The organism is Pseudomonas sp. P4795 (genome assembly GCF_048822895.1).
Lineage (GTDB): Bacteria > Pseudomonadota > Gammaproteobacteria > Pseudomonadales > Pseudomonadaceae > Aquipseudomonas.
Genome location: NZ_JBMFBT010000004.1, coordinates 472,438 through 485,009 on the forward strand (window position 1 = coordinate 472,438; position 12,572 = coordinate 485,009).

General features: G+C 59.7%; 12 protein-coding genes and 1 riboswitch. Of the genes, 5 read left to right on the forward strand and 7 right to left on the reverse strand.

Annotated elements, in window-relative coordinates:
* Positions 1-3: 3 nt before the first annotated feature.
* A riboswitch (S-adenosyl-L-homocysteine riboswitch) is annotated at positions 4-103 on the reverse strand.
* A gap of 198 nt (positions 104-301) precedes the next feature.
* Together ACOI8A_RS14290 and ACOI8A_RS14295 are read left to right on the forward strand one after the other, a co-directional pair.
* Entirely contained in the window at positions 302-709 is a 408-nt protein-coding gene (locus ACOI8A_RS14290) for an acyl-CoA thioesterase (protein ID WP_007913723.1), read from the forward strand.
* A gap of 191 nt (positions 710-900) precedes the next feature.
* Positions 901-1,803: a formate/nitrite transporter family protein gene (locus tag ACOI8A_RS14295; protein WP_420647330.1), complete on the forward strand. Its 903-nt coding sequence runs from the start codon at positions 901-903 to the stop codon at positions 1,801-1,803.
* On the opposite strand, the gene ACOI8A_RS14300 is transcribed toward ACOI8A_RS14295, so the two are convergent.
* Both ACOI8A_RS14300 and ACOI8A_RS14305 read right to left on the reverse strand, forming a co-directional pair.
* Positions 1,804-3,069: a cation:proton antiporter gene (locus ACOI8A_RS14300; protein WP_420647329.1), complete on the reverse strand. Its 1,266-nt coding sequence runs from the start codon at positions 3,067-3,069 to the stop codon at positions 1,804-1,806.
* Between the two features lie 105 nt (positions 3,070-3,174).
* On the reverse strand, positions 3,175-4,344 hold the full coding sequence (locus ACOI8A_RS14305) for an MFS transporter (protein WP_420647328.1): 1,170 nt from the start codon (positions 4,342-4,344) through the stop codon (positions 3,175-3,177).
* Between the two features lie 314 nt (positions 4,345-4,658).
* Here ACOI8A_RS14305 and ACOI8A_RS14310 point away from each other — a divergent pair, with 314 nt between their 5' ends.
* Together ACOI8A_RS14310 and ACOI8A_RS14315 are read left to right on the forward strand one after the other, a co-directional pair.
* Positions 4,659-5,492 (forward strand): EamA family transporter, encoded by an 834-nt coding sequence (locus ACOI8A_RS14310; protein ID WP_420647327.1) that lies wholly within the window; start codon positions 4,659-4,661, stop codon positions 5,490-5,492.
* A gap of 36 nt (positions 5,493-5,528) precedes the next feature.
* Positions 5,529-5,912, forward strand: coding sequence for an MAPEG family protein (locus ACOI8A_RS14315; RefSeq protein ID WP_420647326.1), 384 nt, complete (start codon positions 5,529-5,531; stop codon positions 5,910-5,912).
* 45 nt (positions 5,913-5,957) lie between these two features.
* Here ACOI8A_RS14315 and ACOI8A_RS14320 read toward each other — a convergent pair whose 3' ends face one another.
* Positions 5,958-7,130, reverse strand: coding sequence for a murein transglycosylase A (locus ACOI8A_RS14320; RefSeq protein ID WP_420647325.1), 1,173 nt, complete (start codon positions 7,128-7,130; stop codon positions 5,958-5,960).
* Between the two features lie 127 nt (positions 7,131-7,257).
* Between ACOI8A_RS14320 and ACOI8A_RS14325 the strand changes: the two genes are divergently transcribed.
* Positions 7,258-7,707 carry a c-type cytochrome gene (locus ACOI8A_RS14325; RefSeq protein WP_420647324.1) on the forward strand — a complete coding sequence of 150 codons (450 nt, stop codon included), beginning with the start codon at positions 7,258-7,260 and terminating at the stop codon, positions 7,705-7,707.
* Between the two features lie 157 nt (positions 7,708-7,864).
* Here ACOI8A_RS14325 and ACOI8A_RS14330 read toward each other — a convergent pair whose 3' ends face one another.
* The 4 genes from ACOI8A_RS14330 to ACOI8A_RS14345 all read right to left on the reverse strand — a co-directional run bounded on the left by ACOI8A_RS14330 (position 7,865) and on the right by ACOI8A_RS14345 (position 12,446).
* Positions 7,865-8,269 carry a DUF1090 domain-containing protein gene (locus tag ACOI8A_RS14330; RefSeq protein ID WP_420647323.1) on the reverse strand — a complete coding sequence of 135 codons (405 nt, stop codon included), beginning with the start codon at positions 8,267-8,269 and terminating at the stop codon, positions 7,865-7,867.
* 96 nt (positions 8,270-8,365) lie between these two features.
* Positions 8,366-10,033: an NAD-dependent DNA ligase LigB gene (gene ligB / locus ACOI8A_RS14335; protein ID WP_420647322.1), complete on the reverse strand. Its 1,668-nt coding sequence runs from the start codon at positions 10,031-10,033 to the stop codon at positions 8,366-8,368.
* 208 nt (positions 10,034-10,241) lie between these two features.
* Positions 10,242-11,432, reverse strand: a complete 1,191-nt coding sequence (gene metK / locus ACOI8A_RS14340; RefSeq protein ID WP_420647321.1) for a methionine adenosyltransferase — start codon at positions 11,430-11,432, stop codon at positions 10,242-10,244.
* 18 nt (positions 11,433-11,450) lie between these two features.
* On the reverse strand, positions 11,451-12,446 hold the full coding sequence (locus tag ACOI8A_RS14345; RefSeq protein ID WP_420647320.1) for an ArsR/SmtB family transcription factor: 996 nt from the start codon (positions 12,444-12,446) through the stop codon (positions 11,451-11,453).
* Positions 12,447-12,572 lie beyond the last annotated feature (126 nt).

A 12,572-nucleotide genomic window follows, 5' to 3' on the forward strand; every position in this document is an offset into this window, starting at 1 on the left:
GTATGCGAATGGGCGCCGTTGTGCGTTTAGTGTCCGGCACCAGGCCGGTCAACGCCCCATCCGAGCCTGACAGGTTGTACCTGCTGCAGCGCCCCTCGGACAGGTGGCGGGAAAACGGTAGCAAGTGAACATTACCGTTTTGAAACGGGCGCGATTATAGCTGTCCGGGCTGATCTTCCAAAGGGTTTCTGTCGGACAAATGAAGATTGCCAATCATGACCATAGCGGATCGGTCATGGAGCGTGACCGCCCGGTCTGCCATGATGGCGCCCATCATTCGGCCAGACGCTCAGGAGTGAACATGAATTTCCACACCCGCAAATGGGTAAAACCCGAAGACCTCAACCCCAACGGCACGCTGTTTGGCGGTAGCCTGCTGCGCTGGATCGACGAAGAAGCAGCGATCTACGCGATCGTCCAGTTGGGCAATCAGCGCGTGGTGACCAAGTACATTTCCGAAATCAATTTCGTCAGCGCCTCGCGCCAGGGCGACATCATCGAACTGGGCATCACCGCCACCGAATTCGGCCGCACCTCGATCACCCTCACCTGCGAAGTACGCAACAAGATCACCCGCAAAAGCATTCTGACGGTCGAGAAAATGGTCTTCGTGAACCTCGGCGAGGATGGGCTGCCGGCACCGCACGGGCGCACTGAAATCAAGTACGTCAAAGACCAGTTTCAGGAAGATGAACTAGTCAGCGAGTAATGCGAGCCCTGTAGGAGCTGCCGCAGGCTGCGATCTTTTGACTTTGGCTATTTAAAAACAAGATCAAAAGATCGCAGCCTGCGGCAGCTCCTACATGTCCGGCGTACATATAAGGATTTGCGCAGCGCCCACAGAACGTATTCCAGGCCGCAGGGGTCGTAGCTAAACGACACCCCCACGGTTCACACGCCATGACGACTCCAACAGACGGCAAGACCCCCGATCTCTCGGCTCAGGAACAACATGAAGTCGAGAAAAACCAGCCGCCCCGCGCGGCGGTTCTGCATGAAATCATTCGCACTCAGGGCGATCAGGAACTCGAGCGCAGCATCGCCGCGCTCTGGTGGTCGGCGCTCGCGGCTGGTCTGACCATGGGCCTGTCGCTGATGGGCATGGGTCTGCTCAACTCGCGCTTGCCCGACGGCGAAGAGTTCAAGGTGATCGCCAGCTTCGGCTACTGCGCCGGATTTCTCGCAGTCATCCTCGCGCGCCAGCAACTCTTCACCGAAAACACATTGACCGCCGTGTTGCCGGTGATGACCAAACCCACCCTGGCGAACTTCGGGCGGCTGATCCGACTCTGGACAGTGGTACTGGTCGGCAACCTGTGCGGCACGATTCTGGTGGCCTACGTGATGCTCGAACTACCGATTTTCGACAGCAAGACCGATCTGGCTTTCCTCGAAATCGGGCACAAGATCATGGAAAACGACGCTGGCCAGATGTTCGCCAAGGGCATCGTGTCCGGCTGGATGATCGCCACCATGGTCTGGATGATCCCGTCGATGGAGAGCGCGAAGATGTGGATCATCATCCTCATCACCTACTTGATGGCGCTCGGTGACTTCACGCACATCGTGGTCGGTTCGGCAGAGGTGTCGTATCTGGTATTTGCCGGCGAGCTGCCGTGGAGTGATTTCTGGATGGTGTTTGCCGGGCCGACACTGGCGGGCAATATCATCGGCGGGAGTTTCATCTTCGCGCTGATCAGCCATGCGCAGATTCGCAGCGAGAGCGGCGCGCCGAAAGAACCGGCGGCGAAGAAGGCTGCGGATCAGGCCGAAAAACCTGATCCGCAGCAGATCAAAAAGTGATCAGTGGTGCGCTGGCACACTGGCGTCGGCCGGCTCGTCGCGAGTTGCGTGCTTGACCAGTTTGCCGATGGTCAGGCCTTGCAGCAGGATCGATGACAGCACCACGATGTAAGTGATGCTGAGCAACAGATCACGCTCCGGGCCCAGCGGCAGTGCCAGTGCCAATGCCACCGAGACACCGCCGCGCAACCCGCCCCAGGTCAGGATGCGGATGGTGCCGCGTGGCACAGTGCGCCAGCGCCGCAGCAGGACAATCGCTGGCGCCACGGTCAGCAAGCGCGACGCCAGAATCGCTACCGCGAGCATGCTCGCCGCCGCCACGTGCGACCAGTTGAACGGCAGCAGCAACAGCTCCATGCCGATCAAGGCGAACAGCAGGGCGTTGAGCATGTCATCGAGCAATTCCCAGAAGCCGTCCAGGTATTTACGGGTCATGTCGTTCATCGCCAGATTGCGTCCGAGGTTGCCGATGATCAGACCGGCCACCACCATCGCAATCGGCGCCGAGACATGCAGCTCGGTGGCCATCGCCGAACCGCCGATCACCAGCGCGAGGGTCAGCATGACTTCGATCTGATGCTGCTCGATGCTCTTGATCATCAGGTACACCAGATAACCGATCAACCCGCCGAACAGCACGCCGCCAATCGCCTCATGCACGAACAGCATCGCGGTGGCACCAACCGTCGGCGTCTCGCCCAATTGCGCGATGCCCAGCAGCACGGTGAACACCACCACCGCCGTGCCGTCGTTGAACAGCGACTCGCCGACGATGGTGGTCTTCAATGGCTTCGAGGCATTGGCGGTCCGCAACACGCCGAGCACCGCAATCGGGTCGGTCGGCGAAATCAGTGCGCCGAACAACAGGCAGTACAGGTAGCTGACGTGCCAGCCGAACAGGGCAAAGATGTAATAAGCCAGGCTGCCGATCACGGCGGTGGCGATCAATACGCCGAAGGTCGCCAACAGGCCGATTGGCCAGCGGTAGCTGCGCAGGTCATTCAGATTGACGTGCAGGGCGCCGGCGAACAGCAGGAACGACAGCATCCAGTTCATCAACAGGTCGCCGAAGTCGATCTGGCCGATCAGCTGTTGCACGCGCTCTTCAAGACCGGGGTAGCCGAGCAGACTCAGGCCTTGCAACAGCAGGGAAAACATCAGCGCCGTGACCATAACGCCGATGGTCGGTGGCAGGCCGATGAAGCGGAAGTTGACGTAGGTGAGGAGGGTGGTGAGGCAGATGAAAGCGGCTACAAGTTCAAGCATCCGGGGTCCTTTGGATGGAGGGTTGGAAAGACAGCGCCGTGATTCTTCGGCGCATGGGTTGGATGGGCAGTTGCGGAGCGGGGACACAATTGTGTCCCCAGACAGTCAGCCGGCCACATGGACCGCAGTAGCATTGCGCCGTTGCAGATAAATAAAGAACAGCGCCGTGAGGACAGTCAACACCCCGACCAGTGCCCCGGTCCAAGGCAGGTCCGCCAGATCCGCGCCGCTGGCTACCACCAACCCGCCAATCCACGCCCCGGCCGCATTGCCCAGATTGAACGCGCTCTGATTCAGCGTCGAACCCAGATTCGGCGCTTCATGCGCTTGATCAATGATCAGCAATTGCAAAATCGGGCACAGCGCAAAAGCAAAAATCCCCCACAGCACCAGCGTGATCGCCGCTGGAATTAGCGAGCGGCTGGTCTGGCTGAATGCCGCCAGAATCACTACCACCGCCAGTGCCACGCCCACCAGAGAAGGCAGCAGTCGGCTATCGGCCAAGCGTCCGCCGAGCATGCTGCCGCCGGTCAAGCCAACGCCGAACAGCAGCAGCATCACGGTTACGCCATGCGGGCTGACCCCGGTGATGTCCTGCAAGATCGGCGCGATGTAGGTGAACACACTGAACAGGCTGGTCGACGCCAACACGCTCATGGCCAGCGCCAACAAAACGTTGGCCTTGCCCAGCACTTTGAATTCGCTGGCCAGATTGGCCTTGTTCATGGCGATGTGTTTCGGCAGCCACAGCCATTGCGCGAGTGCGGCGATCACACCGATCACCGAAACGGCCCAGAAGGTTGAGCGCCAGCCCGCGTACTGGCCGAGCGCTGTGCCGAGCGGCACGCCGAGGACGTTGGCCAGGGTCAGGCCGGTAAACATCATGGCAATTGCCTGAGCGCGTTTGTTCGGCGCGACGAGGCCGGCGGCAACTATCGAACCGATGCCGAAGAACGCGCCATGACACAACGCGGTGACCACTCGCGCGGCCATCAGCGTCGCGTAATTTGGCGCCAGCGCGCAGAGGAAGTTGCCGAGAATGAACATCAGCGTCATGCCTAGCAGTGTGGCTTTGCGGGGCATGTTTGCGGTGGCGATCGCGAGGATTGGCGCGCCGAATACCACGCCCAGCGCGTAGCCAGTGATTAACAGACCGGCATCGGGAATGCTTACGGATAAGTCGCGGGCGACATCGGGCAGCAGGCCCATGATGACGAATTCGGTGGTGCCGATGCCGAAAGCGGCGACGGCCAGTGCAAGCAAGGCGAGGGGCATGCGCAAGGTCTCTTGTCGGTAGTCTTGACGCTTTGATCAGGCATACGCAGGCCGACGACCGATCTCGGAAGAGAGCGGTGCAGGCAGCAATTATTGGAATTAGTTTGTGCGCAACTGAGTGCGGCGTGGTCGCTTGCAGTATAAACAGCAGCTGACACATCGCGAATCAACAATCTGACTATTCGACTAATCCCCCTCTGTAGGAGCTGCCGAAGGCTGCGATCTTTTGATCTTGTTTTTGAACGTTAACGTCAAAAGATCGCAGCCTTCGGCAGCTCCTACAGAGGGTTGTGAAAAATAATAGGGAGTGGGACGTGCTGGCGACGGCTTTGGTGTTGGTGGCGGCGCTGCTGCATGCGGCGTGGAATACGCTGATCAAATTCAGCGCCGAGCGGTTGCTGGTGGTGGCGTGCATGGACACGGTGGCGCTGTTGTTTGTCGCCGTGGCATTGCCCTTCGTGAACCTGCCGCCGTTGGAAATCTGGCCATGGATTCTGGCCTCGGCGGCGTTCGAGCTGCTTTATCGGTATCTGCTGATTCAGGCTTATCGGGTCGGCGATCTGGGGCTGGTCTATCCGCTGATGCGCGGATTATCACCACTGGTGGTGCTGGCGCTGACTCTGATCTTTGCCGGGGAAGTGCTGAGCACCCAGCAGATCTTCGGTATTCTGCTGATCCCGCTCGGCATGCTCTGCCTGCTGTGGCAGGGCGGTGGCGGAGCGCGCTTGCCGTGGTCGATGCTGCCGGTAGTGGCGCTGATTGGCTTGTGCATCGGTTGCTACACCTTCATCGATGGCCAGGCCTTGCGGCGCTGGTCGCATCCGCTGGATTACCTGGTCTGGGTCACGCTGCTCAGTGCCTGGCCGTTTCCGCTGCTGGCGTGGGTGGCCAGGCGCCCGGCGTTTTTGCAGTTCTGGCGCGAGCAATGGAAGTTGGGGCTGGCGGTCGGGTTCTGTGTGTTGTTCAGCTACGCTTTGGTGCTATGGGCGATGCAATTGGGCTCGATTGCCGAAGCGGCAGCACTGCGCGAAATCAGCGTGATTCTGGTGGTGTTGTTCGGCATGCGTTACCTGAAAGAACCTTTCGGCCGGCCACGGCTCTTAGCCTGTGGGCTGGTACTGATCGGCATGCTGGTGATGAAGTTCTGACGGCCTGAAATCAAATTCTGAAAAAAGGACTGCGTTATGACGGTGGCTTTGTGGTGTGTGTTGGTCGCGATCTTTCTGCCGTATCTGTGCACGGTGGTGGCCAAGGTCTCCGGCGGCTTCAGGCTGCGGGATAATTACGACCCACGGGATTTTCTTGAGAGTCTTAACGGCGTGGCCCGACGCGCGCATGCGGCGCAGTTGAACAGCTTTGAAGTGACCCCGGCATTTGCGGCGGCGGTACTGGTCGCGCATCTGGTGGGGACGGCGCAGTTGGTGACGGTGAATGTGCTGGCAGTGCTGTTTATCACCAGTCGCCTGCTGTACATCATTTGCTATCTGGCGGACTGGGCGGTGTTGCGCTCGCTGGTGTGGTTTGTCGGGATGGGGTTGATTGCCAGTTTCTTTTTTGTGTCGGTCTGAACCTGAAAAAGCTCGCAGGCTGGACCAGTCTGCGAGCTTTGGCTTTTATGGTTTGTCTGCGACCTGAGGCACTTGCGGCAATGCCGCGCCTTTTGGCCAGAGCATCCAGATCTGCCCTTGCTGTTTCATGTCGCCGGCCAGTTGTCCGGCGGCTTCGCCGGTGCCCCAGAACAGATCCGCACGCACTTCGCCGGCAATTGCGCCGCCGGTGTCCTGCGCTGCCACTGGCCGTACCAGCGCCGTACCGTCTGGGCGCGTGGTCGATAGCCACAACAGGCTGCCCAGCGGAATCACTTTGCGATCCACGGCTGCGCTGTAACCGGCAGTCAGCGGCACATTCAACGACCCACGCGGGCCTTCGTTGCTGTCCGGGTTGCGGGTGAAGAACACGTAACTCGGGTTGCTGCCCAGCAGTTCGGGAATGCGCGCCGGATTGGCCTTGGCCCAATTGCTGATCGCGCCCATGGTCACGTCTTCCTTTTTCAGCTCACCCTGCTCGACCAGCCAGCGGCCAATTGGTCGATATGGGTGACCGTTCTGGTCGGCGTAGGCGATGCGCAATTGGCGACCGTCGTCAGTCTGAATCCGTCCCGAACCCTGAATCTGCAAAAATTGCAGGTTCATCGGGTCAGTCAGCCATGCCACCACCGGTGCCTTGACGCCTTGGCTCTCGATGGTCGCCGCGTCGTCGTAAGGCTTGAGTACGCGACCTTCAAGGCGCCCGCGCAGGCGTTTGCCTTTCAGCTCTGGATAAATGCTGTCCAGCGAGACGATGATCATGTCTTCGGGTACGCCGTACACCGGCACGTTCGCCGTTTCGGTCTGGGTCAGACTGCCGGGGTACACCGGTTCGTAGTAACCGGTGATCAAACCGTTGGGATTGTCGTTGGCGGCGCGCAGCCCGTAGACCGCGAGGTTCTGCTTGAGGAATGCGCGGATGTCACCGGCGTTCTGCGGCACATTGGCCGCCGCTGCGCAGGTTGGACCCCAGACTGCGTCGGCTTTGAGTCGGGTGCAAGCGCTGCGCCATGAGCCGAAACCGGCCACCAGGTCGCTGTCAGTGACGGCAGGCAATGCCTCCCATGTCGCGCTGGAGTAGGTGGCCAGTGCGTGGGTTTTCGGTTTTTCAGTGTCTCCACCCGTACAACCAGCGAGCATTGCCAGCATCGGGACGGTGACGAGGAGCGGATGACGCCAGGCCTTGAAACGGCTGTTCATGGAGATTTTCCTGTGCCGGTTGCAGAAGTGCTCCATGCGCTCATGCAACCCTATTGTTAATAGGGCTATTGGTGTTTGCCCGTGACGCGGGGATACTGGCCGCCGATTTCCGTGACCTGAAGCCACCATGACTTTTAAAAGACTTTCTGTTGTATTGCTGGCCTGCCTGACCTTGTCCGCCTGTGGCGGTGTCGATCCAGACTCCCCGCTGGGCCAGCGCAAGGCCATCTTCAAACAGATGCTCAAGACCGGCGAAGACCTCGGAGGCATGTTGCGCGGGCGCATTCCGTTCGACGGGCCGAAATTCGCCGACGGCGCGGTCAAGCTGGATGCCTTGTCGCATGAACCGTGGAAACATTTCCCGCAGGTGCGCGAAGAAGATCACACCAGCGCCAAGGACGATGTCTGGCAGAAGCAGGCGCGCTTTCAAGAAATGGCCCGCACCCTTGAAGCGGCCACCGGTGAATTGGTGATTGCCAGCAAGGTTCAGCCGTACAAGGCCAGCAATCTCGGGCCAGCGGTGCAGAAGGTTGAAGATGCCTGCAGCGCTTGCCATAAAGAATTTCGTGATCATTAATCTCTGAATAACTGTGGCGAGGGGATTTATCCCCGTTGGGCTGCGAAGCGGCCCCATAACCATTCAATCGGGTTTCGTCAGGGATAACCGGCAAACTGGATTTGCGACGGCTTCGCCGCCGAACGGGGATAAATCCCCTCGCCACAGGGATCGTCGATTACTTATCCAGTTCGTCCAGTTCGTCCAGCGCGTCCTGCAGTTCCTTGCGCGACTCGGCGAGTTTGTTTTTGCGTTTGTCGATCTTTTCCGGATCGCCTTTCTTCATGGCCTTGTCCAGATCAGCCTGGCGCTGGCTGACTTCGTGCTTGGCGTCGAGCACCTTGTTTTCGCGTTCTTTCTTCAGACCAGCGTCGGTGCAGTGTTCAGTCACTTCGCGCAGAGCGGTTTCCAGACCCGCCTGCTGATCAGCGTTGCCGCGTGATTTGGCTTGTTCGATCTGGTTGATGATGCCCTGCTTCTTGGCAGCGCAACCGGTCAGGCCGGGCGCATCTTCGGCGGCCATCAGAGGTGCAGCCATTACGCCGCAAAGTGTCAGCAGGGCGAGCGGTGCAAGAAATTTCATAAAAGCTCCATGTGCAAAGACATTCGGGTCGGTGGGGCGCTGCGCTGTTGGAGCGCCCCGTGGACGTTGGGTTCCCGACGTGCCGGGGATACATATTCAGAAGCCGTCGATGCCGGCGGCTTGCAAGGTGTCTCTCAGGGCCAGCACCTGCGGGTCGCGGAAAAATGCGCTCAATTGCGCCGCGCGACCGGGGCCGATTCCGGGTTCTGCCTGCCATTGTGCAGCGTCACGTTGTGCCAACGCCTGCCATGAATCAGCCAATTGCGCCTGGCCGGTCGGCGGCAGTCCGAGGGCTTTGAGCCACTGCGCGAACGGTCGCTGGCGGGCGCCGCGAAAACTCTCCAGCAGGCGAATGCTACTGCGCTCGCCGAGGCCGGCAATGTTAGCAAGCTCTGGCCCGTCGAGGGTCAACCAATCCAGCAGGCTTTTCAGCTGGCCTGTTTCGAGAAGTTTCTCCCAGGTACCGGGACCGACGTGCGTCAGCGCCAGGCCCTTTTTGCCGCTGAGCCAGGTCAAGCGGGCGAGGAACTGACTCTCGCAGCCCGGCGTCGGTTGCCAGCAGCTTAGTGGGTGAAAGTCACTGGCGACTGGAATGTGCATTTCTGCACGTTCAGTCGCACGAAGCACGACACTGTCGAGACGCGGGATTGTCAGCCCGGCCAGACTGATTGCAATCTGATCGCCGGGCCGAATGTCCAGCTCTTGCCAGCGCTTGAGCGAACTGACGCTAACCCGTTTGATCTGCCGGTCGTCGAGCATCACCGGTTCCAGATCCAGCACCGGCGTGATGCGCCCGGTGCGGCCGATCTTGAAGTTGACCTTGCGCACATCGGCCAACGCTTGGGCGAACGGGTATTTCCAGGCGACGGCCCAGTAGGGTGGGCGTGCTTGCCATCGTTCGGCGGGTGGCCGCTGACTGTGGCGCAGAACCACGCCGTCGGTGGCGAAGGGCAGTGGAGAGCGATACCAGTGATCGCGCCATTTTTCTGCGTCGGCGAGTTTGGTGATTGATTGGCTGTAAGCCGACGTCGAAGCGAAACCCAATTGCTCCAAGGTCGAATTTCGTGCAGGCAGATCAGCCGGTCCTTGCGGCCAGTCCCAGACAAACAGACCTATTCCTGACGCTTGCTCCGCGCTCAATGTCTTGCGCCCCATCAGTCCGGCGACAATGGCGCGGGCGTTGAGGCTGCCGGAGCGGGCCTGCACATGCTTATCAAGTCGCCAGTAAAGCTCACCCTGTACCAGTAGATCTTGTGGGCCATTCAATCGTTGAGGTATTGCTGCAATTTTCTGAGCAGAAACCGTCCAGACCTGCCCGCGAACCCCGTCGCCGCGACTGATTGCCTGATGTAGCTTTCCGCCGCGATAAACCAGTGTGACTGCCACGCCGTCAATTTTTGGCTGTATCCAAACGTCTTTGCGGTCGCGCAGCCAGGCTTCAATGGCCGTTGCGTCGTGGAGTTTTTCCAGGCCAGTGTGGGCGATGGGATGCGCAACCGTGCCAGATGCCGTGCGCACGGGATCGGGTGCTGCAGGAAGGTTGAAACATTGCCGCCATGCACTCAGACGCAAGCGGGATTGGTCGTAGAGTTCGTCGGCGATCAGGGATCGGCCTTCGCGGTGGTAGGCGTCGTCCCATCGGTCGGTCTGCGTTTGCAGAGAGGTGATTTCGCGTTCTGCCTGGTCAGCGGGCCAGTTAGGGCATTGGGCGGAGTGGGCAGTGAGGCTGATGAAGCCAAGTAGAATCAGGAAAGAAAAACGCATCGTGAGCGTCCTTGCTCATAGGGAACCCTGAAGGCTAGTCAGGATTTTGAGCAAGGTCGGGCGGGTGTTTTGCGGGTTGTTTCGCAGCGTTAAAGTCAAAGGCGAATTCCTGTGTAGGAGCTGCCGCAGGCTGCGATCTTTTGATCTTCGAGCATGAAAAAGCCCCGCACGGCGCAAACCGTGCGGGGCTTTTCATGCAGCCAGAAAATTACAGGCCGGCAGCAGAACGCAGGGCGTCGGCGCGGTCGGTTTTTTCCCAAGTGAAGGTGGTGAAGGTGTCTTCGCCAACAGTCTTGGTCTGCGAGGTGCGGCCGAAGTGGCCGTAGGCTGCAGTTTCCTGGTACATCGGGTGCAGCAGGTCGAGCATGGTGGTGATCGCGTATGGACGCAGGTCGAACACTTCACGCACCAGTTTGACGATTTTGTCGTCGCTGATCTTGCCGGTGCCGAAGGTGTTCAGCGAGATCGACGTAGGCTGAGCCACACCGATCGCGTAGGAAACCTGAATCTCGCAACGCTCGGCCAGGCCGGCGGCAACGATGTTTTTCGCCACGTAACGACCCGCGTAGGCCGCCGAACGGTCAACCTTCGATGGATCTTTACCGGAGAACGCGCCGCCGCCGTGACGGGCCATGCCGCCGTAGCTGTCGACGATGATCTTGCGACCAGTCAGACCGCAGTCACCTACCGGGCCGCCAATGATGAACTGGCCGGTCGGGTTGATGTGGAACTGAGTGTCTTTGCTCAGCAGTTCGGCAGGCAGTACGTGCTTGACGATCAGCTCCATCACGCCTTCGCGCAGGTCTTTGTACGACACTTCCGGGTTGTGCTGGGTCGACAGAACAACAGCATCGATACCGACAACCTTGCCGCCTTCGTAACGGCAAGTCACTTGCGACTTGGCATCCGGACGCAGCCAAGGCAGCAGACCCGATTTACGCGCTTCGGCCTGACGTTGCACCAGCTGGTGCGAGAAGGTGATCGGTGCTGGCATCAGCACGTCGGTTTCGTTGCTCGCATAGCCGAACATCAGGCCCTGGTCGCCGGCGCCCTGATCTTCAGGCTTGGCACGGTCGACACCTTGGTTGATGTCAGGGGACTGCTTGCCGATGATGTTCATCACGCCGCAGGTCGCGCCGTCGAAGCCGACGTCGGAGCTGTTGTAGCCGATGTCGAGAATGACGTTACGCACGATCTCTTCCAGATCGACCCAAGCGCTGGTGGTCACTTCACCGGCAACGATGGCCACGCCAGTCTTGACCAGGGTTTCCACCGCAACGCGTGCGTGCTTGTCCTGGGTGATGATGGCGTCCAGCACCGCATCGGAAATCTGGTCGGCGATTTTGTCCGGGTGCCCTTCGGACACGGACTCGGAGGTGAAGAGGGAGTATTCGCTCATCTCGATTTTTTCCTGAATTTACCGATGGTGAGTGTCGCCAGCCGGTCGCTGAAAATGGCGGACCTGGATCTGGAAACCATTACGTAAGCCTACATAGAGGCTTTCCCCGGGAACGAGTCCCGCAGCGGTGGCCCAACGGGCCAAATCGTCCTGTTCAAACCCCAACCACAGATCACCGCAGGCCTCCCTGGCCCAACTCTGGTTGTGGCTACATAACTCTGTCACGAGCAGGCTACCGCCCGGTTGCAGAAGGTTGGCCATGTGCTTGAGCGCATCGGCCGGCGCGGCGAAATGGTGCAACACCATGTTCAACACCACGCAATCGGCCTGCAGGCTCACGCCATTCAATGCATCGGCCAATTGCAGGCTGACGTTAGCCAGCTGTTCACGAATACATACCTGACGCGCCAGTTCGAGCATCGCCGCGCTGTTGTCCAGCGCAGTCACGGCGCTGAAGCGGCGCGCCAGTTCCGGCAGAAAAGCACCGTCACCGGGGCCGACTTCAATAGCTGTGGCAGCGTCCTTGAAATTCAGCTTGTCGAGCAGGGCCAGCACGCTTTCACGGTATTGCGGCAGGCCGGCAATCAAATCTTGCTGGGCGCGAAACTTCTCCGCCACCCGTGCGAAAAAGTCCTGACTATTGGCTGCCCGTTGCCCGTGAACCTGTGCGATCCGCGCCTGTACATCGTCAGGCAGGATCAGATTATCGACTTCTTCGAGCAGCGCGGCGTGCAGCTTGCCGCCCAGCAGTTCGGTGTGCGGGAGGGCGCGGCGATAAAAGATCGCATTACCTTCGCGGCGCGTCGCCACCAGATCGGCTTGCGCCAACACCTTGAGGTGATGGCTCATGCCGGACTGACCGATACCGAAAATCTGCGCCAGCTCCAATACACCAAACGAATCGTTGGCCAGCGCGCGCAAGACATTCAGCCGCAGCGGATCACCGCCAGCCTTGCACAAGGCCGCCAGCTCGTCGCAGTCGTCATGGCGAATGGAGGGCACACGTAAGTTCATAGGGCCAGCAGTCTAGAGACGGCCGGAAAACACCGCAAGGCCAATATCAAAAAGTTTTGATATTGCACGATGGGTGGCGTTTTTTTGCACTTCTCACTGATCGGTTAACTCTACAAACCTGTAGCG